The organism is Sphingobium quisquiliarum P25, from assembly GCF_000445065.1.
Lineage (GTDB): Bacteria > Pseudomonadota > Alphaproteobacteria > Sphingomonadales > Sphingomonadaceae > Sphingobium > Sphingobium quisquiliarum.
The window spans coordinates 1-25,696 of sequence record NZ_ATHO01000165.1; the positions used below are offsets into that span (position 1 = coordinate 1).

Sequence of the window (25,696 nt, forward strand, 5' to 3'; positions counted from 1 at the left end):
CACCGAAGCCACCGCGCCCGCCGCCCCGGTGCTGGAAGAAGAACCGCCCATCGACCGCAGCCTCTACGAAACGGTGGTGACGGAAGACGCGCTCGACCGCTGGATCGCCGCCGCCCATGCGGAAGGCATCGTCGCCGTCGACACAGAAACCGACATGCTCGACTGCGTCTCCTGCGCGCTCGTCGGCGTCAGCCTGGCCGTCGGCCCCAGCGCCGCCTGCTACATCCCCGTCGGCCATGGCGGGAAGGATATGTTCGCCGAAAAGCCTGAGCAGCTTGCCCTCGACCTCGTCCTTGCGAAACTCAAGCCGCTGCTGGAGGACGACAGCGTCCTCAAGATCGGCCAGAACCTCAAATATGACCTCACGGTCATGCGCCGCCACGGGATCGAGATAGCGCCCTATGACGACACCATCGTCATGAGCTTCGACCTCGACGCAGGCCAGAGCCTGGCGGGCCACGGCATGGACGAGGCGGCGAAAACCCACCTCAACCATGTCTGCATCAGCTTCAAGGATGTGTGCGGCACCGGCAAGAACCAGATCAGCTTCGCCGAAGTCCCGCTCGACAAGGCGACCGAATATGCGGCCGAGGACGCGGACGTCACCCTGCGCCTGTGGAAGCTGTTCAAGAACCGCATCGCCAATGAAGGCGCGACCCGCGTCTATGAACTGGTCGATCGCCCGCTCGTCTCCGTCATCGCCAAGATGGAGCATGAAGGCATCAAGGTCGATCGCGAAGCCCTGTCCCGCCTCTCCGCCGAATTCACCGCCGAAATCGCGAAGCTGGAGGGCGAAATCCACGGCCTGGCTGGCCAGCCCTTCGCCATCGGCTCCACCCAGCAACTGGGCGCGATCCTGTTCGACAAGATGGGCTACAAGGGCGGCAAGAAAGGCAAGTCCGGCGCTTATTCCACCGATGTCACCATACTCGAACAGCTAAAGGCCCAGGGCGCGGAAATCGCCGGGAAAATCCTCGACTGGCGTCAGCTTTCGAAGCTCAAATCCACCTATACCGACGCGCTCCAGGCCCAGATCAACAGGGATTCAAGCCGCGTCCACACCAGCTACAGCCTGTCGGGCGCGCAGACCGGCCGCCTGTCCTCCACCGACCCCAATCTCCAGAACATCCCGATCCGCACCGAAGTCGGCCGCCAGATCCGCCATGCCTTCGTCGCGGAGCCCGGCAATGTCATCCTCGCGGCGGACTACAGCCAGATCGAACTGCGCCTCGCCGCCCACATCGCCGATGTGCCCGCCCTGCGCGAAGCCTTCCTGGCGGGTGAGGACATTCACGCCGCCACCGCCCAGCAATTGTTCGGGGAGGTCAATCGCGACACGCGCGGCCGCGCGAAAACGATCAACTTCGCGATCCTCTACGGCATTTCCCGCTGGGGCCTCGCCGGACGTCTGGAGATCAGCGCCGACGAAGCGCAGGACATGATCAGCCGCTATTATGAGCGCTTCCCCGGCATCAGCCTCTATATCACCGAAACCCTCGAAAAAGCCCGCGCGCGCGGCTACACCGAAACCCTGTTCGGCCGCAAAACATGGTTCCCGCGCATCAAGGCCCCTATCCAGCACGAACGGCAGGGCGCCGAACGCGCCGCGATCAACGCCCCGATCCAGGGCACCAGCGCCGACATCATCAAACGCGCCATGGCCCGCATGGGGCCCGCCCTCGCAGCGGAAGGGCTCCATAGCGTGAAGATGCTGCTCCAGGTCCATGACGAACTGGTCTTCGAACTACCCGAAGGCGATGTGGAGCAAGCCAGCACCGTCATCCGCCGCGTCATGGAAACCGCCGCCGAACCCATCGTGAAGCTGAGCGTGCCCCTGGGCGTGGAGATCGGCCACGGCGCAAGCTGGGGCGCGGCGCATTGATTTGATTCGCGCAGAGCCCGCAGAGGGCGCCGAGATGTTTGGAAGATTTGGTTCACGCGGAGACGCGAAGACGCGGAGAAGATCACGCCGGTTCGATGCATGATCTTCCACAATGGTGCGCAGCGCAGGAAAAAATACCCTTACCTCCTACGCGATGAAGGAAAGAAAAAGCGGCATATGCCGATACCCCCTCCGCGTCTCCGCGCCTCCGCGTGAAAAATTATTACGAAGCGAAACGATCGCCGCACAAATACTCAGCGTCCTCTGCGTCTCTGCGCGAACCAAAACTCCCGCTTCCACACATTACGGCTACAAAGCGGAACCTGTCATCCGCACCAACATACGGGCCGCGTAGCAGTTTTCCACGCGGAGGCGCAGAGGCGCGGAGGATTCGCATGCCGCGCAAGCGGCCGTAAACTGGATCGAGTTTGGAGGAAGATGACGGCGGGGCCGCAGGGCGGCGATCTCCGCGCCTCCGCGTGAACCCAAATTCATTCCCGCGCGTAGCGGTCCTCATAACGGACGATGTCGTCCTCGCCCACATAGGACCCGGTCTGCACCTCGATGAACACCATCGGGATGCGGCCCGGATTTTCGATCCGGTGCACCGCGCCAACCGGCACATAGACCGACTGGTTTTCCGACAGCAGTTGCACATCTTCGCCCACGGTGACCTTGGCGGTTCCCTCCACGACGACCCAATGCTCGGACCGGTGGAAATGGCTTTGCAGGCTCAAGGACGCGCCCGGCAGCACGGTGATCCGCTTGACCTGGAAGCGCGCGCCCACCACCAGGCTTTCATACCAGCCCCAGGGCCGGTGATCCTTAGGGAAAGCCTCCGCCTGGCGCGCACCCTTGCGTTGCAGCGCCTCGACGGCCAGCTTCACATCCTGCGTGCGCGCCTTGTCCGCGATCAGCACCGCATCGTTCATCGCCACCGCGACGATGTTGCTAAGGCCCAGGCCGACAATCTCCAGCCCTTCGCTTTCCGATCGCAGCAACGTGTCGCGGCAATCCAGCGCGGTCGCGCCGCCCGATAGCGCAACGCCATTCCCGTCCGGCTGCGAATGGCTCCACACCGCATCCCAGCCGCCAAGGTCGGACCATTCCGCATCGAAGGGAACGACCGACAGATTGTCCGCCCGCTCCATGATCGCATAGTCGATGGCGACGCTCTCCGCCTTGCCCCAGGGCTCCGCCGCCAGCCGCAGGAAGCCGAGGTCGCTTTCCGCCTGCTCCACCGCCGCGCGCACTGCCGACAGGATTGATGGCGCATGCTGTTCGAACGCTGCAATCAGGTCCTTCGCCGCGAAGAGGAAGATGCCCGCATTCCAGAGATAATCGCCGGTCGCCAGCATCTCTTCGGCGCGCGCCAGATCAGGCTTCTCGACAAAGCTCGCCAGCTTGATGGGCGCGCCCGATCCATCCGGCCTGCTCTGCGCCTGGAGATAGCCATAGCCTGTTTCGGGCCGCGTCGGGCTGATCCCGAAGGTGACGAGGTCGCCCGCCAGCGCCGCGTCCAGCCCCTTGCCCACGGCCTGATGAAATGCGGCCACATCCGGCACCACATGGTCGGACGGCGCAACCAGCATGACCGCGTCAGGATTGCGCGCGGCCAGATGCAGCGCCGCCGCCAATATGGCGGGCGCGGTGTTGCGCCCGTCCGGCTCGATCAGGATCGCTGCCGGATCGATATTCTCCTTCGCCAGCTGCTCCGCGACGATGAAACGGAACAGCGAGTTGGTGAGGATCAACGGCTGCCCGAAGGAGAAATTCTCCGCCGCGCCCGAGAGGCGGCGCGCGACCGACTGGAACAGCGTGGTATCGCCCAGCAACGGCACGAACTGTTTGGGATAGGATTTGCGCGACAGCGGCCAAAGCCGGGTGCCCGATCCTCCCGCCAGGATGACGGGCGTGATCTCGACCGAAGGAGCGTTGGTTCCCGGCATGAAAATCCTGTTCGCGAAATGAAGCCTGCCCGAGCGCTCTAAAGGATCGCCCGGACGAGACAAGGGGGCAGCTTTCCTCCCCATTCCACCAGTCGCGAAAAAAAGGCGGCGCCAGGGCCGCCCTTTCATTAATCGAACAATTCTTCCAGGAAGCTTTTCTTGCGCTTCTTCTGATAATAGCGGCCGTCATCGCGATAGTCGCGGTCGGGCCGGTAATGCGCCTGCTGCTGCGGCGGCGGAGCGGCGGCGGCGGACCCGGATCGCTCGATGATCTTGTCGAGTTCTCCCCGGTCCAGCCACACGCCGCGGCATTGCGGGCAATAATCGATCTCCACCCCCTGCCGGTCCGTCATGGAAAGTCCCACATGACAGACCGGGCAGAGCATGGCCGACACGGCTTCTGGCGTCCGCATCATTATTCCCTGTCACCCGTCAGGCTCAGCAGCATCTGGAACAGGTTCACGAAGTTTAGGTACAGCGACAGCGCGCCCATGACCTGCATCTTTTCCGCGATCTCATGGCCGGCATAGTAGAAATATTCCGACTTGATGCGCTGCACGTCCCAGGCGGTGAGGCCGGTGAAGACCACGACGCCGATGATGGAAATCACCATCTGCATGGCCGACGAGCCGATGAAGATGTTGATGAGGCTCGCGACCAGGATGCCGATCAGGCCCATGATCAGGAACGAACCCATCTTCGACAGGTCACGCCCCGTGGTATAGCCCCACAGCGCCATCGCCAGGAACATCACCGCCGCCGAGAAGAAGGCCTGCGCGATGCTCCCCCCGGTGAAGATCAGGAAGATGCTGGCCAGCGACACGCCCATCACGGCGGAAAAAGCCCAGAAGGCCATCCGCGCGCCTGCGGTCGTCATCTTTTCGATGCGGAAGCTGAAGAAAAAGACGAACGCCAGCGGCGCGAAGATCGCGACCCACTTGAGCGGCGTGCCGAAAATGGCGGCGGCCAGCACCGGCGTATTGCCGATGAAGGCGGCCACAAGGCCGGTGATGACCAGGCCGATCCCCATGTTGCGGAAGACGCCCAGCATGTGACTACGCAGCCCGGCGTCATATTGCGCCGCCTGCGTCGTCCCATAATTCGATGTACGAACGGGATTGTTCACGGCGTAGAAACTCCATCCTTCAAAACAAACGTCATGTGGATCGAGTGGCCCGGCGCGGTCTTCGTGAGGCTTGAGGGGGGAAAGCCCCACGAACCTGCACCGAGCGCACTCGATGCGGTCCGACATCGCAACTGGATCATCCAGCCGCCAGAGGGGCCCGGCCCGCACAGGCAATATTGGAAGTCGAACGCGCAAACGCAAGCCATCGGCACGCCAGCAACAATTTGTTACGAATCAGGAGGGGTTCGGAAGGGGTTCGCGCAGAGGCGCAGAGGGCGCTGAGGGTTTGGAAGATTTTTGTTCACGCGGAGACGCGGAGACGCGGAGGAGGTTGCGGCTGGATCGATGCCCGCTCTTTCATGACAGCGCGCAGCGCAGGCAAAGAATGATCCTTGCCTGCGGCAAGACAGAGGAAAGGAAGCGCTGCATTGGCCTTAATCCCCCTCCGCGTCTCCGCGCCTCCGCGTGAAAAATCCACAACGCGCCAGGCCAACCCCCCGCACACCCGCTCAGCGCCCTCTGCGCCTCTGCGCGAACCAAAAGGAAACCCCTCGCCCCCGGTTGACGCCCGCCCTCAACCACCGCATGGCTGCGCCTCATGAGCGACCAGTTCACCCCTGCCGAACAGCATGCCGACGCGCCCCTGCGCCTCTTCAACAGCCTGACCCGCACGGTCGAACCTTTCGCGCCCATCGATCCCGGCCACGCCCGCGTCTACAGCTGCGGCCCGACCGTCTACAACTACGCCCATCTCGGCAACCTGCGCGCCTATGTCTTCACCGACACGCTGCGCCGCACGCTGCTGTGGAAGGGGCTGGACGTCACGCACATCATCAACATCACCGATGTCGGCCACCTGACCAGCGACGCCGACGCAGGCGATGACAAGATGGAGGCCGCCGCCCGCGCACAGGCAAAGAGCATCTGGGACATCGCGGCCCATTATACCGACGCGTTCAAGCGCAACATCGCCGACCTCAACATCCTGCCGCCCAGCGAATGGACCGTCGCCACCGACTATGTCCCGCAGATGATCGAGTTCGCGAAGAAGATCGCGCCCGCCCATTGCTACGAACTCGACACCGGCCTCTATTTCGACAGCAGCACCGTGCCCGATTATGGCGCGCTGGCGGGCGGCCGCGATGACGCCGCCCATGCCCGCATCGATCCGGTCGCTGGCAAGCGCAACCCGAGCGACTTCGCCATCTGGCGCAAGTCCCCGCCCGGCGAGCAGCGCCAGATGGAATGGGACTCCCCCTGGGGCAAAGGCGCGCCCGGCTGGCACCTTGAATGCTCGGTCATGAGCGAGGCGCGCCTTGGCCACCCGTTTGACATCCACACCGGCGGCATCGACCATCGCGAGATCCACCACCCCAACGAGATCGCGCAGAACCAGGCCTATTGCGGCTGCACCGATGCGCAGCCCGGCTTCACCGGCGCACGCTGGTGGATGCACAACAACTTCCTCGTCGACCGCCAGGGCAAGATGAGCAAGTCGAAGGGCGGCTTCACCACCCTCTTCTCGCTGATCGACGCGGGCGTCCACCCGCTCGCCTATCGCCTGTTGTGCCTGGGCGCTCATTATCGCAGCGAACTGGAATTCAGCGCGGACAGCGTCGGCGCGGCGCTCACCCGGCTGAAACGGCTGATCATGGGCGTGGAGGGCCTCAAGGCCCGCGCCGAAGGCGTGACATGGCAATCGCCCCGGCTCGACTATCTGCGCGCCAACCTGCACCCGAAGCTGGCGCCGCTGCTCGAACAGTTCGACGCCGCGATCAGCGACGACCTGATGACCCCGCGCGCGCTCCCGCTGCTGGAAGAGACGATCGCGATCAAGAAGGTTCCCGTCGATGAAAAGCTCTGCCTCATCGCCGCCTTCGATCAGGCGCTGGGGCTGAACCTCATGCACCTGACGCGTGCGGACCTTCGCCTGACGCCCAGGGATGCGCAGATCAGGCCGGAAGAGGTGGAAGCCGAACTGGACCGCCGCCAGGCCGCGCGCGCCGAAAAGAACTTCGCCCTGTCGGACGAGATCAGGGATGCGCTGATCGAACGTGGCGTCGATGTCATGGACGGCGATCCGATGCGCTGGGAATGGCGGCTGAAACTGGGGTAAATTCCTTATTTACCAATCTGTTACGCCACCGTCATAATGCGGCAGGCCGTGCCTGGCACGCGCCCGTCCGGCTGGACAGCGCCTCGCCGGAAGCGCACCATCCGTCCATGAAATCGCACATCCTGGCGACATCGCTGCTGCTCGGAACCCCGCTGGCCACGCCGCCCGCAGCAGCGCAGAATTTCATGTTCGAAACCGGCGCGACCCTGCTCGCCAAATGCCGGAACAAGGCGCCCGAATATGCCCTCGCCTGCACGGCCTACATCGCCGGGGCGGTCGATGGCATCAAGAAGGACGTGTTCATCGGCCGCGCCCAGCCCAATTGCTGGCCGGACCAGATGCAGGCCGAAGACGTGCGGCGGATCGTCGTCGCCTATCTCGAACGCTATCCCGACCAGCGCAAGGCGCCCGCTTCCGTGCTCGTCAGCGTAGCGCTGAATGGGCGTTATCCTTGTGAGAAGTGATGGGTTTGGGTTCGCGCAGAGGCGCAGAGGGCGCTGAGGGGTTTGGAAGGATTGTTCACGCGGAGGCGCGGAGACGCGGAGGGGAGTAGAGGCCGATGCCGCACTTCCTTTCCTCTGTATCGCCGAAGGCAATAATCATCCTTTCCTGCGCTACGCGCCCGCATGAAAGAGCGGGCATCGATCCAGCCGCAACCTCCTCCGCGTCTCCGCGCCTCCGCGTGAACAAAATCCACAACACGCCAATCCAACCCCCACACCCCTCTCAGCGCCCTCTGCGCCTCTGCGCGCCCCAAAAACCCGCGCCACCCCTCCCACAGCTATAAACTTGCGTTACCCCCTTCATCAGCGTAGGTGCGGCCCCTATTTTCACGTCTTTGGGAGACTCACTGTGACGGCGAAGTGGACGCCGGAAAGCTGGCGGGAGCATAAGGGCATTCAGATGCCCGTCTATCGTGACGCGCAGGCGCTTGCCGCCGTGGAGGCTCAGCTCAGCCAGTTTCCCCCGCTCGTCTTTGCCGGCGAAGCGCGCAACCTGAAGGCCGAACTTGCCAAGGTCACAACCGGCGAGGCGTTCCTGCTGCAAGGCGGGGATTGCGCCGAAAGCTTTGCCGAGTTCCACCCGAACAACATCCGCGACACCTTCCGCGTGCTGCTACAGATGGCGGTGGTGCTGACCTTCGCGTCCAAGCTGCCGGTGGTAAAGGTCGGCCGCATGGCGGGGCAGTTCGCCAAGCCCCGGTCCGCTGATACGGAAACGATCGGCGGCGTGGAGCTGCCCAGCTATCGCGGCGACAATGTCAACGACATCGGTTTCACCGCCGAAGCGCGCGAGCCTGACCCGCAGCGCATGGTCCGCGCCTACAACCAGTCGGCCGCGACGCTCAACCTGCTGCGCGCCTTCTCGACCGGCGGCTATGCCAGCCTGGACCGCGTCCACGGCTGGATGCTGGATTTCATGGGCCGCAGCCCGCTTGCCGCGAAATTCGACGCGGTCGCCGACCAGATCGGCGAAGCGCTCGACTTCATGCGCGCCTGTGGCCTGTCGCCCGAGACCGTGCCGCAGCTTGGCGGAACCAGCTTCTACACCAGCCATGAGGCGCTGCTGCTCCCCTATGAGCAGGCGCTGACCCGGCAGGATTCGCTGACCGGCGACTGGTACGACACGTCCGCGCACATGCTCTGGATCGGCGACCGCACGCGGTTCGAAGGTTCGGCGCATGTCGAATATCTGCGCGGCATCGGCAACCCCATTGGCATGAAGTGCGGGCCCAGCCTTGAGCCCGACGCGCTCATTCGCCTGCTCGACATATTGAACCCCTCGCGTGAGGCAGGCCGGATCACGCTCATCACGCGCTATGGTCATGACAAGATCGAGGCGGGCCTGCCCAAGCTGGTCCGCGCGGTGCTGCGCGAAGGCCATCCCGTGGTCTGGTCCTGCGACCCGATGCACGGCAATGTCATCAAGGCGGCCAATGGCTACAAGACGCGGCCCTTCGACCGCATCCTGGCCGAAGTGCGCGGCTTCTTCGCCGTCCACCGTGCGGAGGGCAGCTTCGGCGGCGGCATCCATGCCGAAATGACGGGTCAGAATGTGACGGAGTGCACCGGCGGCGCCATCGCCATCACCGACGAGGGCCTCGCCGACCGCTACCACACCCATTGCGACCCGCGCCTCAACGCGGCGCAGAGCCTCGAACTCGCTTTCCTGCTCGCGGAAATGCTGAACGAGGAATTGAAGGAACGCCGCGCCGCGGCCTGATCCTTCCGCTTGGAACAGAAAATCCCGCCGATCGCTTCCGGCGGGATTTTTCATGGGCGATGCGCCCCTGTCACGACAGCGTCACCAACCTATGATTGTCCGCTTGCTTTGACGGGTCAAAGCCGTAGCTTTCACCCATGGCAAAGGAACCGGCATTGGCGACCATCGCCGTCTACAGCCTGAAGGGCGGAGTAGGCAAAACCACTTTCGCGATCAATCTCGCCTGGGCTTCGGCCTCGATCTCGCGGCGGCGCACGCTGCTATGGGACCTTGATCCGCAGGCGGCCTCCAGTTGGCTCATCTCCACGGACAAGCAGAGCCGCGACGCCGCGCAGGCGATCTTCAGCAAGGATGTGGAGGTCCGCAAGCTGATCCAGCCCTCCACCGTGCCCGGCCTTGACCTGATCGCCGCCGACACCTCGCTGCGCAGCCTCGACCATCTCTTTCGCGAAATGGACAAGAAGAAGCGGCTGGCAAAGCTCATCGACAGCCTGGGCAAGGATTATGACCGCATCATCCTCGATTGCCCGCCCGGCCTCACCGAAACCAGCGAGCAGGTGCTGCGCGCCGCCGATATGATCGTGATCCCGGTCATCCCTTCCCCACTGTCTCAGCGCGCCATGGGCGAAGTCGCCCGCTACCTCGTCCAGCGCGGCGGATCGCATGCGCCGATCCTCCCCGTCTATTCCATGGTCGACCGCCGCCGCGCCCTCCACCGCAAGGCGCTGGAGGAACAACCCGGCTGGCCCGCCATCCCCATGGCCAGCATGGTCGAGCAGATGACGGTGCAACGGAAGCCGCTGGGCGCCTTCGCCGCGTCATCACCCCCGGCGCAGGCTTTCTCAGGGCTGTGGACGACGATTGAGCGGCAGTTGTCGAGGGGGTGAGCTGAGTTCGACGACGGCTTTCGACCATTTTATGCCGTCCGTCCTCGAACTGAGGAATGCCCATAGCTGACATTGCCGTCGTGCAGTATGGGTTCAATCAGAAGCAATCCTTGAGGCATCTATGAGCCTGAACATGCAGATTTGGATCGCGGTTCTCTCATGCCTGCTGGTAGGCGGGGTTTCCTGCTTCGCCATCATATTGCTGTTGCATAAGGTTGCGCGGCAAGGCCGTGGCGCTGCCACCTTGATGGGGGCTATCGTTTTTGCCGTTTTATTAGCGACAGGGGGCTACCTCGCAACCATGGCACAGCCGGAGCCAGGCGCAGCTTTTGTAATGATGTTAGCCGCTTTCCTCGCACTGCTCTTTGGGCTTGTAGCCGGTCCGCTGGCTTTCGTGGCGATGACGCGTGAGGCCGACAGTTGAGCCGGGATAAACTCGTTATTTCGATTCCGGAAATACCAAGTACGGCTTGATTTTGTCCATCGTCTCTTGTGCATCCAATGTGGTGCAAAGTTCGGGTTGCTTTGCCAAGCAGGTCTGCGGCGCGGCGGGGTCATTTACTGCAATGATGGTTAGTTCTGCACCACCCGGCCCTCTAATAGTCGCGGGTCCCCAGCCTATGCCCATATACATCTGGCTGCCCTTTTGGTTGATGATCTGGAAATAACGAAACCCGGCTAGGCTCGTGAGTTCTGCCGCTCGATACAAAGCAATTCTTCCGGCACTGCCTTCCGGAGCGCCGCCGTTGGTTCCCGTAACGACGCGCCAAGAATTGGGGCCGATCACTTTGTCTTTGTAGCCTCCCGTCATACCCCAACGGCGATATTTGACGGTCTGTGCTGGAGCAATCGTGGCTGACACTATGATGCTGATAAACAATGCAGCGGAAAATAGCTTACGCATCGACACCCCCAATTTCGCAACACATCGTCTAAAAATGTCGGATATACAATGTCTGCAATCACCTATCCGCTTCTCCGAAGCAGAATTTCTGCTCTCCACCCATCTTCGTCGTCCCCGCGCAGGCGGGGACCCATGTCGCCTTCGGCAATTCAGCCATATGCAGAGAGATAGATCCCCGCCTGCGCGGGGACGACGATATTCCAACGAACGCCTCTGCTATCCGCCAGTGTCAGTTCTTCCCGCCGCTGAGCTTGCGGCGCAGCGTTCACTCAAACGACCGCATCCCGCAGCCTCATCCGGCCGCAGACCGCCCAAAACCCAACCCCAACTCAAGCCGCAATATCGTAAGGCCGGATCTCACCCGTCAGATACAGGTTGCGCGCCTTCGACCGGCTGAGCTTGCCCGAACTCGTGCGCGGCAATGTGCGCGGCGGCACCAGTTCCACGACGCAGTTCATGCCGGTGATCGCCCGCACCCGCTCGCGGATCTGGTCGCGCAGCCGCGTGCGCTCGTCATTGTCGGACGTGCGGCAATGCACCAGCACCGCGGGCGCTTCCTCGCCGCCCGGCGTCGTGATCGCGAAGGCGGCGATGTCGCCCTGCTTGAAGCCCGGCAACTGCTCCACCGCCCATTCGATGTCCTGGGGCCAATGGTTCTTGCCGTTGATGATGATCATGTCCTTGGCGCGGCCGACGATGTAGAGATAGCCGTCGCTCAAATACCCCATGTCGCCCGTGTCCAGCCAGCCATCGACCATGCAGGCGTCGGTCGCTTCCTGATCGCGGAAATAGCCGACCATCAGCGACGGGCCGGTGGTCCACACCTTGCCGATCTGCCGTTCGCCCAGCGGCGCGCCGTCCTCGTCGCGGATTTCCACGATCATGTCGCGCGCGGGCTTGCCGCAATTGACGATGGAGCGGAAGCGCTGCGGCCGTCCTTCGGTCGCGTCGCCGCCCGACAGGTCGGTTTCCTCGACCAGCTCGACGATGATGCCCTCGCCCGGCGGCATGATGGTGACCGCCAGCGTCGCTTCGGCCAGGCCATAGCTCGGCAGGAACGCCTTGGGGCTGAACCCCGCATCAGCGAAGGCGTCGACGAAGCTCTGCATCACGTCCGGGCGGATCATGTCCGCGCCATTGCCCGCCAGCCGCCAGCGCGACAGGTCGAACCGGTCCGCCGCCTTTGTCTGGCTCGACATCCGCCGCGCGCAAATGTCATAGCCGAAGGTCGGCGAATAGCTGATCGACGTGCCTTCGTTGCGGCTGATGAGGTCCAGCCACGCCAGCGGACGGCGGGCGAAATCCTCGGTCTTCATATAGTCGGTCGACACCTGGTTGGCGACGACCGACAGGAAGCAGCCGACCAGCCCCATGTCGTGATACCAGGGCAGCCAGCTGATGCAGCGGTCGCTTTCCTGCACCTGCATCCCGTGGCTGTGCGCGGCAAGGTTGCTGAGCAGCGCATGGTGCGTCACCGCGACGCCGTGGGGAAAGCGGGTCGATCCGCTGGAATATTGCAGATAGCAGACCTCGTCGCCCCGCGCCTGCGGCAGTTCCGCCGGAACCACCCCACGGGCAATGAAATCCTCAAAGGCGATGCTTTCGACCGAACGCTGCCGCCCGGCCTCGCCCGCCATTTCCTCCAGTTCCTTGGGGAAGAGGAACAGCATCGGGTCGCAACTGGTCAGCTGGACGTTGAGCTGGTCGATATAGCTTTCCTTGCCCCCAAAGCTGGTGGGCAGCGGCAGCGGCACCGGCCAGGCGCCCGCATAGACGATGCCGAAGAAAAGCTGGGCGAAGTCAGCGCCCGTTTCCGCGACCAGCGCCACGCGGTCCTGCGGCTTGACGCCATGGGCGATCAGCCTGTGGGCGCAGGCGATCGCGTCGGCGCGCAGTTCCGAAAAAGGGTAGGGCCGCGCCAGATTGCCGCGCGCATCATGGAAATTCAGCCCCCGCACCCCCTGCGCGGCATAGTCCAGCGCCTCGCCAAGCGTCTCGAAATCGGAGAAGCGCCGTGGCAGGGCATCATTGGTCGGCGTAGGTGCCATCATGCTTTGCGAACCCGTCATATTGGCGTCACCCAATGTCATCATCTTGTCATCCGGGGCGGGCGCTATCACCTTTGACATCGCGATGCACCGGATAGTTGCATACCAGCGTGAACTTCTACAGCATAAGGCGCGGTCAAATTCCGGCCCGACTGTGGCATAAACATGGCGCTTGGCGCATGATCGCGCCATGACCGCCAAACGTCCCCCTCCAGCGCTCGATGAAGACAGCTTGCGCGAACTGGCGCTGCGCTATGTCGGCCGGTTCGCGACCAGCCGGGCGAAGCTGCTCGCCTATCTGAACCGCAAGCTCAAGGAGCGCGGCTGGGCGGGCGCGCAGCCGCCAGCGCCGGACCGGCTGGTCGATCGGCTTGCCGAACTGCGCTATGTCGACGACCGGGGCTATGCCGTCATGAAAAGCGCGGCCCTGTCCCGCCGCGGCTATGGCGCGCGCCGCGTGGCGCAAACCCTGCACGCGGACGGCATCGCGCCAGCCGATCGCGAAGAAGCGGACGCCCAGACGAGCAACGAAAGCTGGGCCGCCGCCGATCGCTTCGCCCGCCGCAAGCGCATCGGCCCCTATGCGCAGGCGCGCGCCGACCCGAAGCAGCGCGAAAAGGCGATCGCCGCCTTCCTGCGCGCAGGCCACAGCTACGAAACCGCCCGCCGCTGGATCGACGCTCCCCCCGGTGAACCGCCAGAGCCGCAGGATTGAAGGATTTTGTGGTTTGCGCGGAGGCGCAGAGGGCGCAGAGGAATTTGGTTCATGCGGAGGCGCGGAGACGCGGAGGAGGTTGCGGCTGGATCGATGCCTGCTCTTTCATGATGGCGCGCAGCGCAGGCAAAGAATGATTTTTGCCTTCGGCGATGCAGAGGAGAGGGAGCGCGGGATTGGCCTCTACTCCCCTCCGCGTCTCCGCGCCTCCGCGTGACCAAAATCCACAACGCGCCACACCACCCCCCGCACCCCCTCAGCGCCCTCTGCGCCTCTGCGCGCCCCAAAAAGAATCCACCCAAGCCGGATAGCGCAACCCGCCACCAATGCGATAAGCCCAACCCATGAAGCACCTCCCCGCCCTCCTCCTGCTCGCGCTCGCCGCCTGCTCCCCCACCGCGCCCAAGGCGGAGAAGGCGACCAGCCCCGCCAGCCAGCAGCAGGTCCTCCTCCCCCTCGTCATCAGCACGGCGACCGGCACTCGCCGCTTTGCCGTGGAGGCCGCCCTCACCCCGCAGCAGCAGGAGCAGGGCCTGATGTTCCGCAAGTCGCTGGAACCGGACGGCGGCATGCTCTTTCCCATGAACCCGCCGCGCACGGCCAGTTTCTGGATGAAGAACACGCTGATCCCGCTCGACATGCTGTTCATCCGCACTGACGGCACGATCGCCTTCATCGCCGCCAACACCACGCCCTATTCGCGCGAGCCCGTCTCCGCCGGAGTCCCCGTCGCCGCCGTTCTGGAACTGCGCGGCGGGCGGGCGGCGGAGCTTGGCATCGCGCCGGGGGACCGGGTTGCCTGGGGCCGCTGCGCCGATCCGGCGGGCAAGGGTCCGGCCGGGCTCGATTTCTGTCCGTCCCGCGCCCGGTAACGCCATATCCGCCTTGCCAATCCCCCGCCCCGGCCTTAAGCGCTTCGCCCATGGGAATCCTGGCCAAGATCTTCACATGGTGGAACGGCGCCACCATCGGCACCGCACTCTACACCTCCCGCAAGGGCACGAAGGTGGGAGAGGACCATCAAGGCAATATCTATTATGAAGGCGGCGCGGACTCTTATGGCCGCACCCGCCGCTGGGTGATCTACAACGGCAATAACGACGCCAGCCGCGTGCCCGCCGAATGGCATGGCTGGCTGCATCACACGATCGAAGGCACGCCGGAAAGCTGCCTGCCGCCGCCGCGCATCTGGGAAAGGGATTTCACCCCCAACGCCACCGGCACTCCCAACGCCTACCGCCCCTCCGGCGCGCTGGAAAAGGGCGGTCACCGGCAGAAGGCGACCGGCGATTATGAGGCGTGGAGCCCCGACGCGTCATGACCCTGCGCCGGGCGGGGGCGTTCCTGCCGATCCTGCCCAGCCTGCCATTGCTCGGCTGCGCCCTGCTTCTGGCGGGCTGCGGCGATGACGATATCCCCGCCGCGAACCAGACCGGACCGGTGCGCATCGAACGCACCCCGATCCGCAACGGCGAAAATTCGGCCCTGCCCGGCACGCCCATGAGTGAGCGGGTCGCCGTGATCGGCCTGCTCAACAAGCGAAACGGCCTGACCCGCGACCTGACGATGAAACCGGGCGAAGCGCTGCGTGTGGGCGACGCCATCGTCCGCCTGCAAGCCTGCGAGACGACCGCGCCCTGGGAAAATGTGCAGGAAACCGGCGCTTTCGTTCAACTGGACGTGCGCAGCAGCGCCGATGGCAAGTGGCGGCGCAATTTTTCCGGCTGGCTGTTCCGCGAACGGCCCGACCGCAATGTCGTGCAGCACCCGGTCTATGACGTCTGGGTCAGAAGCTGCACGATGTCCTGGCCGGATGCTGGCCCCGGCACGGTGAAGCTGGGCGGCAAGGGCGAAGCGCCCTCCTCCTCCTCTTCCGCCAGAGCGGCCGGGCCCGACAGCGGCGCGAACGCCAGCTCCGCGCAGCTTCCCGAACCGCCCGCCAGCACCGCCCGGCCGGAACCCAGCGGCACATCCTCAACCGCCGCCGCCAACAATTGAAGATAGTCGCGCTGGCTGATCTCGATCGCGCCCAGCGATCGCAGATGATCCGTCATGAACTGGCAATCCAGCAGCGTGAAACCGCCGAAGCGCATCCGCGCGGTCAGCCACGCCAGCGCCACCTTTGACGCGTCCGTCCGGCGCGACACCATGCTCTCGCCGAAAAAGGCGCGGCCCAGCGCCACGCCATAGAGGCCGCCCACCAGTTCCTGCCCGTCCCACACCTCGACGCTGTGGGCAAAGCCGATCTCATGCAGGTGGCGGTAGGCGCTTTCGATCTCGCGGTTGATCCAGGTGGACGGCCGGTCCTCCGCCGCCTGCGCGCACAGCGACACGATGCCCGCGAAATCCCGGTTGGCCGTCACCCGAAAGCGCTCCTGCCGGATGGTCTTGGCCAGCGAATGGGAGATATGGAAGCCATCGAGCGGCATGATCGCCCGCCGCTTCGGCTCGATCCAGTAGACCTCCTGCGCCTCCCGGTCATCGGACATGGGAAACACGCCGATGGCATAGGCCTGCAACAGCACCAGCGGATCAATCGTCATCGGCCATGAATTTAGGGAAAGATGCGCCGCCGCGCCAGTGCGACTTCGCCCCTCCCCACGATTATCCGCAGCACTGGGGCGCTTCCCCGTCTTTCCGTTGCCAGGGCAGGGCCGCCGGGGCATCCTTTCCGATCGGAGAGGTGCAGCATGACCATCACCATCACGGCCTTCGAACAATCGCCCGATCGCGGCCAGGGCCTGGCGCGCGACATGCCGGTGCGCTGGGCGCTTGAGGAAGCGGGTCTGCCCTACGCCGTCCGCCTCCTGTCCTTCGACGCGCTGAAACAGCCCGCGCATCTGGCGCATAATCCCTTCGGACAGATACCGGCCTATGAGGAAGGCGATCTCATCCTGTTCGAATCCGGCGCGATCGTGCTTCACATCGCGCAATCCCGTCCGGGCCTGTTGCCGCGGGACGCGAACGCCCGCGCGCGCGCCATCATGTGGATGTTCGCCGCGCTCAACACCGTCGAACCGCCCATCGTCGAACATTCCATGGCCATGCTGCTGGAAAGCGGAAAAAGCTGGTCGGCAGAGCGCCAGCCCATGCTGGAACAACGCATTCGCACGCGGCTGGAACAGCTTTCCCGCCGGATGGGACAGGCGGACTGGCTGGACGGCGCGTTCAGCGCTGGCGACCTGATGATGGTGGCCGTCCTGCGCAGGCTGCACGGTTCCGGCATATTGAAGGACTATCCCGCCCTCTCCGCCTATGTCGCCAGAGGCGAAGCCCGTCCCGCCTTCCAGCGCGCCTTCGATGCCCAGCGCGCGGTGTTCCTGGTCAGCGCCGGTTCTGACTAGCCTGCGTCCCGCTCCTCAACTCGGCAGTCTGACGGCGGCTATGCCGGATCAGACGCGAACATCGGCAGGGCGCGAACCTCCGCAAGCGGCAGGCCGATGCCGAAAAGGTCTTTAAGAATGTCGCGATACTCCTCCGGCCCGCCAAGCTGGCGTCCTTCCGGCTGTCCGCCACGATAGAGGCTGAGCCGCGCATCCGTCAGCGCCGCGAACCCGTCCGGCAGCACCCGGCTGACGACGCACAGGCTCGTGAAGCGCGTGCCCGGCCGCGTCGCCGTCCAGTGATTGCACTGCTCGATGTCCACCGGGACGACCTCGCGCAGGGAAAAGCCATATTGCGGCTGCCATCCCGATCCGGCCGACCGCCCGTCCGTGGCCGCCGACACGCCGTCGCGCTCCAGCAGCCATTCGCCGTCCGGGTCGCCCGGCATGGTGCAACGGCGCAATCGATGCCGCGCGCCGTCGGGCGTCTCCGCCTCCGCCCCGTCTTCCAGCGGCATGGGCGGGGTGAAGCTGCCGCCAAAGCCGGTGTCGGCCACCCAATAGCGGCCCTCCAGCGTCACCAGCACCAACATATGGGTGCGCGGCGGCGCCTCATCCGGCGCGCCCAGCCACACACGCGCCAGCAATGGCCGGGCCGTGAAGCCCAGCGCGGTCAACGCCTGCACGAACAGGCCGTTCTGCTCGAAACAATATCCGCCCCTGCGCGCGCGAACCAATTTGGCCCTGATCGCGGCCGGAGATATATCGATTCCCCGCCCCAGCGGAATGTCCAGATTCTCGAACGGAATGGCCAGCCGGTGCGCCCGCTGCAACAAACGCAGGCCATCCAGACCGGCCACAGGCGCGGCCCCAACGCCGATCCGCGCCAGATAATCGGAAAGTTCGCCGGAGTTCATCACGCGCCTCTCACTCCAAAAATCCTCCCCATCCCCGACGGGGAGGGGACCATCGGCCAAGCCGAAGGTGGAGGTGGAGGGGAAAATAGGAAATGTCAGCCCACTTCCCCTTCACCACGGAAAAATCGGCTCACCAAAAAATTCCGCTGTCCTACAACCCGTCCTAGCTTCTATACCGCCACCGGCTCTTTCAACGGTCAAACCGCAAATAGGAAATTTCCGCAAAAACCGCGCTTTTCCGCGGTCCTGTCGTGTCACCTATGTAACCCTTTTCCTACACGCAGACCTTCCCGTCACGGTATCATTTGCGAGGAATACGGCGGGCGCTCGCCAGATGATGGGCATGCGTGATCGCCACCGCCAGCGCATCCGACGCATCAGGCCCCGCAACTTTCGCGCCGGGCAGCAGCCGCGCGACCATCGCGTGGACCTGATCCTTCGACGCGTTGCCGACGCCCACCACTGACTTCTTGACGAGCCGGGCCGCATATTCGCCCACCTCCATGCCGGACCGGGACGCGGCCAGCAGCACCACGCCGCGCGCCTGCCCCAGCTTCAACGTCGATTGCGGGTTCACATTGACGAACACCTCCTCGACCGCCGCGCCATTGGGCTGATGCTCCAGGATCAGGTCGGTCAGCGCCAGATCGAGCGCCAGCAACCGGGTCGCCAGCGCCATTCCGGCATCCGTCTTGATCTGCCCGTTGGCGATATGGGTAAGGCGGTTGCCGTCAGCCGCGATCAGCCCCCAACCCGTGGTGCCCAGCCCCGGATCAAGGCCAAGGATGATCAAATCCCCCTCCCGCAAGCGGGCGCGGCCAAGGGAGGGCATGTCCGGATAAGCAGCCTGACAGCCCCTCCCGATGACGGGAGGGGAGATGCACTCAACCCAGCTTCTCCATCACCGCGTCGGACACTTCATAATTGCCCCAAACGGTCTGGACGTCGTCATCGTCTTCCAGCGTATCGACCAGCTTCAGCAGGGTCGCGGCATTGGCCTCGTCGACCTCTACCGTCGTCTGCGGCTTCCAGGCCAGCTTCGCGCCCTCGGCCGGGCCCAGCTTGGCTTCCAACCCCTTGGCCACTTCATGGAGCGCGTCCATGGCCGTCCAGATTTCATGCTCGTCTTCGTTCGACACGACATCGTCCGCACCCGCCTCCAGCGCGGCTTCGAAAATCGCGTCGGCATCGCCCGCGCTCGCCGGATAGGTGATCAGGCCCATGCGGTCGAAGCCATGACTGACCGCGCCCGACGCGCCCAGATTGCCGCCATTCTTGGAAAAGGCGGTGCGCACGTTGGTCGCGGTGCGGTTGCGATTGTCGGTCAGCGCTTCGACGATGATGGCGACGCCGCCGGGGCCATAGCCCTCGTACCGGATCTCCTCATAATTCTCCATGTCGCCGCCCAGCGCCTTGTCGATCGCGCGCTGGATATTGTCCTTGGGCATGGACTGGGCCTTGGCGGCGTTGATGGCAAGGCGCAGGCGCGGGTTCATGTCCGGGTCGGGCAGACCCATCTTCGCCGCCACGGTGATTTCGCGGCTGAGCTTGGAGAACATCGAGGAGCGCTTCTTGTCCTGCGCGCCCTTGCGATGCATGATGTTCTTGAATTTGCTATGGCCGGCCACGGCCTGCTCCTAATCTTGTCTGTGATCCGAAGCGGGCTCTCTAGCGGGCGTCCTGCCCAAGCGCAACTAGACGAGGATGGCGGTGCCCGAAGCGGACACCATCAGCATCGATCCGTTGGACCCCAGCACCTCATAGTCCAGGTCCACGCCGACCACAGCATTGGCGCCCAGCGCCGCGGCCCGCGCCTGCATCTCGCCAATGGCCTGCTCACGGGCGCGTTGAAGGACATCCTCATACGCTCCCGACCGGCCGCCGACGATATCGCGAATACCCGCGAACAGGTCGCGGAAGAGGTTGGCGCCCACGATCACCTCGCCGGTGACGATGCCGAGATAATCCTTGGCCGGCCGCCCTTCGATGGACGGCGTGGTGCTGACGATGATCCCGGACATGAGCGCTCTCCCTGATTGAGTGGTTATTCGATCCCCAAGGCGTTCTTGTATGTTTCCAGCAGCGCTTCGGCTTCCATCCGGGCGTTGCGCTCCATCTTGCGAAGGCGGACGATCGACCGCATGGTCTTCACGTCATAGCCATTGGCCTTGGCTTCCAGATAGACGTCCTTGATATCGTCGCCGATGCCCTTCTTTTCCTCTTCCAGGCGCTCGATGCGCTCGATGAAAAGGCGTAGCTGATCTGCGGCGACGTTGCCCTCGCTCATTTCTGTCTATCTCCGGCTGAATGTGAATCGGTTGGTGAACGCCTCTAATGGCTGTCGGCGTTCTTCGCCACACTCTCCTGCATCTTTGTGATCTGTTCGGGCGTCGCCTCACTCTGATAGCGCTGCTTCCATTCGGCGAAGGGCATGCCATGGATGATCGCGCGCGCTTCCTCCCTGCTCATCGCCCCGTCCGCTTCCGCAATCCAGTCGGCCAGGCAGTTGCGGCAGAATCCCGCCGTTCCCATGAGATCGATATTCTGAACATCGGTGCGATGCTGCAAATGCGCCACCAGCCTGCGGAAGGCGGTTGCGGCAACCGCATCGTTGAGCATATTGTCGGCCACGGCGATCCTTTCGCTGGTCTACATAATCCTGTCGTGCAGCACGGATAATCGAAAACGGCGCCTTGGCAAACCAGGGGCTATCATGACGATCAGGAGCTTTTGAATGACTCGATTACCGCCCCGCTCGCGCAAGGTTCGGATATTAGCGACCCTTGGTCCCGCGAGCGACAGCCAGGAGATGATCCGGGCTCTCTTTGTCGCAGGGGCAGACGCCTTCCGCATCAACTTGAGCCATGGTTCGCATGAGGATCATGCCGCGCGGATCGCCATCATTCGCACGCTGGAAAAGGAATTTGGCCGCCCGACCACGATATTGGGCGATCTTCAAGGGCCCAAGCTGCGCGTCGGAACCTTCGAGCGCGGCCTTGCCGTGCTGGAAACTGGCGCGGCCTTCGTGCTGGATCGTGACACAGCGCCGGGGAATGCGGATCGCGTGAACCTGCCTCACCCCGAAATCTACGCAGCGCTGCTGCCCGAAACCCGGCTGCTGCTGGACGATGGCAAGCTGGTCCTTCGCGTCAAGAAAGTCACATCCGATCGCATCGACACGATCGTGGAAGTCGGCGGCGCGCTGTCCAACCGCAAGGGCGTGAATGTGCCCGATGTCGTCGTGCCGGTGCCCGCCTTGACCGAAAAGGACCGCCGGGACCTGAGCTTCGCCGTCGAGCAAGGCTGCGACTGGATCGCGCTCAGCTTCGTGCAGCGGCCGGAAGACTTGGCCGAAGCACGCAAGCTGATGGGCGGCCACGGCGCACTGATGGCAAAGATCGAGAAGCCCTCCGCCGTGCAGCGGCTAGAGGAGATATTGGAACTGGCTGACGGAGTGATGGTGGCGCGCGGCGACCTCGGCGTCGAACTGCCGCCTCAGGCTGTTCCGCCGTTGCAGAAGCAGATCGTCGCCACCGCGCGGCGCATGGGACGGCCTGTCGTGGTCGCGACGCAGATGCTGGAATCCATGATCAAGTCCCCCACCCCGACGCGCGCCGAAGTGTCGGACGTGGCGACGGCGGTCTATGACGGCGCGGACGCCATCATGCTGTCGGCCGAAACGGCGGCGGGCGACTGGCCGGAAGAAGCGGTGGCGATGATGGACAGCATCGCCCACAGCGTGGAGCACGACCCCGGCTATTTCGCGCGCCTGCACTTCACCGAAACAAAGCCCGATCCGACCACCGCCGACGCTTTGGCCGAGGGCGCGGCCGGGATCGTGTCCGTCGTCGGGGCGAGCGCCATCACCTGCTTCACCTCTTCGGGCAGCACCGTGCGCCGGGTGGCGCGCGAGCGCCCAATGACGCCGATCCTCGCCCTGACACCGCGACAGGACACCGCGCGCAAGCTGGGCCTGACCTGGGGAGTCCATGCAGTGCGGACCAAGGACATCGGCAATTTCGAGGAAATGGTTGGCAAGGCCCGCCGGATGGCGCTGCGCCACGACATGACGGAAAAGGGCGGCAAGATCGTGGTTCTCGCCGGCGTGCCGTTCGGAACGCCGGGATCGACCAATGTGCTGCATGTCACCGCCGTGCGCGGCGATGAACTCAAGGGCCGCGATTAGGACTTATAACAGGTTCAAGGCGGCCAGTTCCGCCCTTAGCGCTGCCGCGCCGCGGAACAGGTGGCCATGCATCCCCTCCGCCTTCGCGGCGGCAACATTCTCTTCCCGGTCATCCACGAATAGCGCCTGCCCTGCGCACACGCCGAAGCGGGCAAGCGCCAGTTTATAAATGGCCGGGTCGGGCTTCACCATCTTTTCCGCGCCGGACACGACGATATCGCGGAAGGGCGCAAACAATGCCTGCTCCCGCGCATGAAAGGGCGCCCAGAATTCTGCGCTGAAATTGGTGATGGCGAACAGCGGAACGCCATTATCGTCCAGATCGCGGACGATCTCCGGCATGCCATCAACCGCAGGCGCGACGCTGTCGATGAACCTTTCGCCCCACAGCCGGATCAGGCTGGCGTGATCGGGATGGCGGGTAATCAGTTCGGCGCTGGTTTGTGCGAAAGGCGTTCCGGCATCATGCTGGAAATGCCATTCAGGGCTGACGACATCCCGCAGAAACGCATCGAGCGCCTGATCGTCGGGGATCAGACGCTCGTACAAGAGCCGGGGATTCCAGTGGTAGAGGACATTGCCGACATCGAAGATGACGGCCGTGACCTCCGCCATGGATCAGCCCTGGCGTGCCTTGAAGCGGCGATTGGTCTTGTTGATGACGTAGGTGCGGCCGCGGCGGCGGATCACGCGGTTATCCCGGTGACGGCCCTTGAGCGACTTGAGCGAGTTGCGGATCTTCATGGAAGCCAGCCTTTGATGAATCTTGCTTGATCTAAAAATCGAAGCGCAGCCCCTATGGGCGGGCAGGCGCAAAGTCAAGGGCGGCCAGCCTTCTTTTACTGCTGTTCATCCTGCATGCAGCGAAGCTGTGGCTTCACGCGTTGAAGATGGGAATAAGAATGCCAGCGCCGATCTTTCCGGGGCGGTCATCGCGAATTGGAGATCATTCATGGTGAAGAAGATCATCCTGCCGGTCTTGTCCACGCTCTTCCTGGCGGCGTGCGCGACGGCGGTGCCTCCGGTCGAAGTCACACGATTCCATGTCGGCGAGCCGGCGCGTAGCGGCTCGATCAGCGTGGAGGAAATGCCCGGCAATCCCGACGTCAGCCTGGAATTCCGCACCTATGCCGCCGCAGTGGAACAGGAGTTGCAGCGGGTTGGCTTCACAGCCGCCTCTCCCGGAACCCGGAGCGAATATGTCGCGCTGGTCGCGTTCCGCCGCTCTTTTAGGCCCACCGGATATGATGCGAGCGGCCGCCCGGTCAGCGTGGGTGTCGGCGGAGCGGTCGGCAGCGGCGGCTATTCGGGACTCGGGCTAGGCATCGGCATCAACCTGTCGGGCAAGCCCAAGGATCAGGTGACCACTGAGTTACAGGTGCAGATTCGCCGCCGGTCGGATTCCACGACCATCTGGGAAGGGCGCGCCCTGTCGCAGGCCCGCGAAGGCTCGCCCGCCGCCCAGCCCGGCATAGCCGCGCAAAAGCTGGCTTCCGCGCTGGTCGGGGGCTATCCCGGTGAATCAGGGCGCACTATAACCGTCAAATGACCATCTCTATCACGAGCGGCTTTGACAGCGGCAATATTCGCGTTCTTTCCATTTTCGATAGCGGCACGGCCGTCAGGGCAGAGCTTGAAATCCGCAAGGACCGGCAAAGCGACTTCTATCAATGGTTTCATTTCCGCGTATCGGGCATCGCCGGACGCGCCGTGGAATTGGCGATCACCAACTGCCGCGAATCGGCCTATCCCGATGGCTGGCCCAATTATCGTGCCCGTATCAGCGAAGATCGCGAAAGCTGGCGGCTTGCCGAAACACACTATTCAGACGGTACGCTGACCATTCGCCTGCCCGCTGAGGCGAACACGCTATGGGTGGCCTATTTCGCGCCTTATTCGATGGAACGGCACCATGACCTGATCGCCTGGGCATCCGTGCAGCCGGGCGTTACGCATCGCGAACTCGGCCTCACCCTCGATCAGCAGCCGCTTGACCTGCTGACGCTGGGCGACGGACCCAAGCAGGTGTGGCTTTACGCCCGTCAGCATCCCGGCGAAAGCATGGCGGAATGGTGGATGGAAGGCGCGCTGGACCGGCTGTGCGACCCGGAAGACGCGGTTGCTCGCCTCCTTCGCAAACAGGCGACCTTTCACCTCGTGCCCAACATGAATCCCGACGGCAGCCGGCGCGGGCATTTGCGGACGAATGCCGCTGGCGTGAACCTCAATCGCGAATGGCATGAGCCATCGATGGAGAGAAGCCCCGAAGTCTTCCTTGTGCGCCAGGCGATGGACCAGAGCGGCGTGGACTTCGCCATGGACGTGCATGGAGATGAGGCGATACCTGCCGTGTTCCTGGCGGGATTTGAAGGTATTCCCTCAATCACCAATCGACAGCTGGAACTGTTCCACCGCTACCGCGAAACGCTGGCGATGCGAACGCCCGACTTCCAGACACGCATGGGCTATCCGGTTGCGGCGGACGGCAAGGCCAACCTCACCATGTCCACCAATCAGGTCGCCGAACGCTTCGGCGCGGTGGCGATGACATTGGAAATGCCTTTCAAGGACAATGATGACCTGCCCGATCCTGAATTTGGCTGGTCCCCCGCTCGTTCGATGCAACTCGCCAAGGATTGCCTGGCGGTGCTCGCGGAAATGATCAGCGACATCTGAGCCGCGCTCGGCTTCGTCAGTCGAACAAATCGGCCAGAAAGTCCCGCATCGCGCGGTAGCTGCGGCGATCGGCGGCGGGCTGATAGACCAGCCCGCGGTCAGGCATGTTCGCATCATGGTCAGTGAAGGCATGGCCGGTATGACCATAAGCGTGAACCTGCCAATCGCATCCTGCCTCGGTCAATTCGCGCGCCAGCGCCAGGACGGATTCGGGGGGCGCGAGCGGATCATCCCATCCATGGCATATCAACAATTTCGCGGTAATCGACGCGCTGGCGAAAGGCGGCGGATCATAGATGCCATGGAAGCTGACGCCACCAGCAATATCGGCGCCGCTGCGGGCAAGATCCAGAACGCATTTGCCGCCAAAGCAGAAACCGATCGCGGCAGTGCGCGCCGGATCGACCTCCGCCATGTCCTTCAAAAGTGCATGAACGCGGCGGAGTCGCTCACGCAATAGCGCCCGGTCGCGGTTGAGTTCGGCCATATAGAGGCCGGGATCAGGATCAGCACGGCTGGTGCGCTTGCCCTGCCCATAGAGGTCAGCGACCAGAACGGCATAGCCAAGCGCCGCCAGCTTTTCGGCATAGGCGAAATCAGCTTCCTTGCTCCCCAGTGCATTGGGAAAGAGCAGGATGCCCGGAACAGGCGTTGACCGGCTATCGTCGAACACCGCCATGCTTTCGAACGTATCGCCATCGCTTTCATGCAGGGTGACGCGGCGGATAATGGTCATCAAAGGCT

28 protein-coding genes and 1 pseudogene are annotated in these 25,696 nt (G+C 63.8%); 14 read left to right on the top strand and 15 right to left on the bottom strand.

What is annotated here, in order from left to right; all coding sequences use genetic code 11:
- Window positions 1-1,882: DNA polymerase I (gene polA / locus L288_RS40435; RefSeq protein WP_021239894.1), on the top strand; the 1,882-nt coding region annotated here is incomplete at its 5' end.
- A 491-nt stretch (window positions 1,883-2,373) separates the two neighbouring features.
- Here polA and L288_RS40440 read toward each other — a convergent pair.
- The 3 genes from L288_RS40440 to L288_RS40450 all read right to left on the bottom strand — a co-directional run bounded on the left by L288_RS40440 (window position 2,374) and on the right by L288_RS40450 (window position 4,957).
- A complete protein-coding gene (locus tag L288_RS40440) occupies window positions 2,374-3,831 on the bottom strand; it encodes a mannose-1-phosphate guanylyltransferase/mannose-6-phosphate isomerase (RefSeq protein WP_021239895.1) in 1,458 nt (485 codons plus the stop codon).
- A gap of 128 nt (window positions 3,832-3,959) precedes the next feature.
- Complete coding sequence (locus L288_RS40445) at window positions 3,960-4,244, bottom strand: TFIIB-type zinc ribbon-containing protein (protein ID WP_030538966.1); 285 nt, start codon at window positions 4,242-4,244, stop codon at window positions 3,960-3,962.
- Between the two features lie 2 nt (window positions 4,245-4,246).
- Window positions 4,247-4,957, bottom strand: a complete 711-nt coding sequence (locus L288_RS40450) for a Bax inhibitor-1/YccA family protein (protein ID WP_021239897.1) — start codon at window positions 4,955-4,957, stop codon at window positions 4,247-4,249.
- Window positions 4,958-5,555: 598 nt separating this feature from the next.
- Here L288_RS40450 and cysS point away from each other — a divergent pair.
- The 5 genes from cysS (at window position 5,556) to L288_RS40475 (ending at window position 10,607) form a co-directional block, all read left to right on the top strand.
- Window positions 5,556-7,073 (top strand): cysteine--tRNA ligase, encoded by a 1,518-nt coding sequence (gene cysS, locus L288_RS40455; RefSeq protein ID WP_021239898.1) that lies wholly within the window; start codon window positions 5,556-5,558, stop codon window positions 7,071-7,073.
- A 185-nt stretch (window positions 7,074-7,258) separates the two neighbouring features.
- Window positions 7,259-7,537, top strand: coding sequence for a Rap1a/Tai family immunity protein (locus L288_RS40460; RefSeq protein WP_081796227.1), 279 nt, complete (start codon window positions 7,259-7,261; stop codon window positions 7,535-7,537).
- A gap of 388 nt (window positions 7,538-7,925) precedes the next feature.
- Window positions 7,926-9,296, top strand: coding sequence for a class II 3-deoxy-7-phosphoheptulonate synthase (locus tag L288_RS40465; protein WP_031304943.1), 1,371 nt, complete (start codon window positions 7,926-7,928; stop codon window positions 9,294-9,296).
- Between the two features lie 137 nt (window positions 9,297-9,433).
- Window positions 9,434-10,183, top strand: a complete 750-nt coding sequence (locus L288_RS40470; RefSeq protein WP_031304944.1) for a ParA family protein — start codon at window positions 9,434-9,436, stop codon at window positions 10,181-10,183.
- A gap of 121 nt (window positions 10,184-10,304) precedes the next feature.
- A complete protein-coding gene (locus L288_RS40475; RefSeq protein WP_021239902.1) occupies window positions 10,305-10,607 on the top strand; it encodes a hypothetical protein in 303 nt (100 codons plus the stop codon).
- A 15-nt stretch (window positions 10,608-10,622) separates the two neighbouring features.
- Here the strand turns inward: L288_RS40475 and L288_RS43295 are convergent, their stop codons facing one another.
- Window positions 10,623-11,087: a CC0125/CC1285 family lipoprotein gene (locus L288_RS43295; protein WP_152522123.1), complete on the bottom strand. Its 465-nt coding sequence runs from the start codon at window positions 11,085-11,087 to the stop codon at window positions 10,623-10,625.
- 329 nt (window positions 11,088-11,416) lie between these two features.
- A complete protein-coding gene (locus L288_RS40480) occupies window positions 11,417-13,177 on the bottom strand; it encodes a fatty acyl-AMP ligase (RefSeq protein WP_037471315.1) in 1,761 nt (586 codons plus the stop codon).
- Between the two features lie 148 nt (window positions 13,178-13,325).
- Here L288_RS40480 and L288_RS40485 point away from each other — a divergent pair, with 148 nt between their 5' ends.
- The 4 genes and pseudogenes from L288_RS40485 to L288_RS44055 form a co-directional block, all read left to right on the top strand.
- Window positions 13,326-13,850 (top strand): regulatory protein RecX, encoded by a 525-nt coding sequence (locus L288_RS40485; protein ID WP_021239905.1) that lies wholly within the window; start codon window positions 13,326-13,328, stop codon window positions 13,848-13,850.
- Window positions 13,851-14,194: 344 nt separating this feature from the next.
- Window positions 14,195-14,722, top strand: coding sequence for a DUF192 domain-containing protein (locus L288_RS40490; RefSeq protein WP_021239906.1), 528 nt, complete (start codon window positions 14,195-14,197; stop codon window positions 14,720-14,722).
- Between the two features lie 50 nt (window positions 14,723-14,772).
- A complete protein-coding gene (locus tag L288_RS40495; RefSeq protein ID WP_021239907.1) occupies window positions 14,773-15,171 on the top strand; it encodes an NADH:ubiquinone oxidoreductase subunit NDUFA12 in 399 nt (132 codons plus the stop codon).
- A gap of 245 nt (window positions 15,172-15,416) precedes the next feature.
- Window positions 15,417-15,587 (top strand): annotated as a pseudogene (locus tag L288_RS44055) (DUF2155 domain-containing protein); the annotation flags it as partial.
- Between the two features lie 35 nt (window positions 15,588-15,622).
- On the opposite strand, the gene aat reads toward L288_RS44055, so the two are convergent.
- Entirely contained in the window at window positions 15,623-16,393 is a 771-nt protein-coding gene (aat, locus tag L288_RS40505; protein ID WP_021239909.1) for a leucyl/phenylalanyl-tRNA--protein transferase, read from the bottom strand.
- Window positions 16,394-16,540: 147 nt separating this feature from the next.
- Between aat and L288_RS40510 the strand changes: the two genes are divergently transcribed.
- Entirely contained in the window at window positions 16,541-17,194 is a 654-nt protein-coding gene (locus tag L288_RS40510; RefSeq protein ID WP_021239910.1) for a glutathione S-transferase family protein, read from the top strand.
- A gap of 38 nt (window positions 17,195-17,232) precedes the next feature.
- On the opposite strand, the gene L288_RS40515 is transcribed toward L288_RS40510, so the two are convergent.
- The 6 genes from L288_RS40515 to L288_RS40540 all read right to left on the bottom strand — a co-directional run bounded on the left by L288_RS40515 (window position 17,233) and on the right by L288_RS40540 (window position 20,709).
- On the bottom strand, window positions 17,233-18,090 hold the full coding sequence (locus tag L288_RS40515; RefSeq protein WP_021239911.1) for an arylamine N-acetyltransferase family protein: 858 nt from the start codon (window positions 18,088-18,090) through the stop codon (window positions 17,233-17,235).
- Between the two features lie 301 nt (window positions 18,091-18,391).
- Window positions 18,392-18,883 carry a crossover junction endodeoxyribonuclease RuvC gene (ruvC, locus tag L288_RS40520; RefSeq protein WP_031304946.1) on the bottom strand — a complete coding sequence of 164 codons (492 nt, stop codon included), beginning with the start codon at window positions 18,881-18,883 and terminating at the stop codon, window positions 18,392-18,394.
- A gap of 91 nt (window positions 18,884-18,974) precedes the next feature.
- Window positions 18,975-19,718, bottom strand: a complete 744-nt coding sequence (locus L288_RS40525; RefSeq protein WP_021239913.1) for a YebC/PmpR family DNA-binding transcriptional regulator — start codon at window positions 19,716-19,718, stop codon at window positions 18,975-18,977.
- Window positions 19,719-19,784: 66 nt separating this feature from the next.
- A complete protein-coding gene (locus L288_RS40530) occupies window positions 19,785-20,111 on the bottom strand; it encodes a heavy metal-binding domain-containing protein (RefSeq protein WP_021239914.1) in 327 nt (108 codons plus the stop codon).
- Between the two features lie 23 nt (window positions 20,112-20,134).
- On the bottom strand, window positions 20,135-20,377 hold the full coding sequence (locus L288_RS40535) for a DUF2312 domain-containing protein (RefSeq protein WP_021239915.1): 243 nt from the start codon (window positions 20,375-20,377) through the stop codon (window positions 20,135-20,137).
- Between the two features lie 44 nt (window positions 20,378-20,421).
- Window positions 20,422-20,709 (bottom strand): DUF1244 domain-containing protein, encoded by a 288-nt coding sequence (locus tag L288_RS40540; protein ID WP_408020645.1) that lies wholly within the window; start codon window positions 20,707-20,709, stop codon window positions 20,422-20,424.
- A 115-nt stretch (window positions 20,710-20,824) separates the two neighbouring features.
- On the opposite strand from L288_RS40540, the gene pyk reads away from it, so the two are divergent.
- Window positions 20,825-22,276, top strand: a complete 1,452-nt coding sequence (gene pyk / locus L288_RS40545) for a pyruvate kinase (RefSeq protein ID WP_031304947.1) — start codon at window positions 20,825-20,827, stop codon at window positions 22,274-22,276.
- Window positions 22,277-22,279: 3 nt separating this feature from the next.
- Here pyk and L288_RS40550 read toward each other — a convergent pair whose 3' ends face one another.
- Both L288_RS40550 and ykgO read right to left on the bottom strand, forming a co-directional pair.
- Window positions 22,280-22,891, bottom strand: coding sequence for an HAD family hydrolase (locus tag L288_RS40550; RefSeq protein WP_021239918.1), 612 nt, complete (start codon window positions 22,889-22,891; stop codon window positions 22,280-22,282).
- A 3-nt stretch (window positions 22,892-22,894) separates the two neighbouring features.
- Window positions 22,895-23,020, bottom strand: a complete 126-nt coding sequence (gene ykgO, locus L288_RS40555) for a type B 50S ribosomal protein L36 (RefSeq protein WP_004210176.1) — start codon at window positions 23,018-23,020, stop codon at window positions 22,895-22,897.
- A 208-nt stretch (window positions 23,021-23,228) separates the two neighbouring features.
- On the opposite strand from ykgO, the gene L288_RS40560 reads away from it, so the two are divergent.
- On the top strand, window positions 23,229-23,825 hold the full coding sequence (locus L288_RS40560; protein ID WP_031304948.1) for a hypothetical protein: 597 nt from the start codon (window positions 23,229-23,231) through the stop codon (window positions 23,823-23,825).
- Window positions 23,822-24,952: a M14 family metallopeptidase gene (locus L288_RS40565; RefSeq protein WP_021239920.1), complete on the top strand. Its 1,131-nt coding sequence runs from the start codon at window positions 23,822-23,824 to the stop codon at window positions 24,950-24,952. Before L288_RS40560 ends, L288_RS40565 begins: the two co-directional genes overlap by 4 nt.
- Before the next feature lie 16 nt (window positions 24,953-24,968).
- On the opposite strand, the gene L288_RS40570 is transcribed toward L288_RS40565, so the two are convergent.
- On the bottom strand, window positions 24,969-25,688 hold the full coding sequence (locus L288_RS40570) for a dienelactone hydrolase family protein (RefSeq protein WP_021239921.1): 720 nt from the start codon (window positions 25,686-25,688) through the stop codon (window positions 24,969-24,971).
- Window positions 25,689-25,696 lie beyond the last annotated feature (8 nt).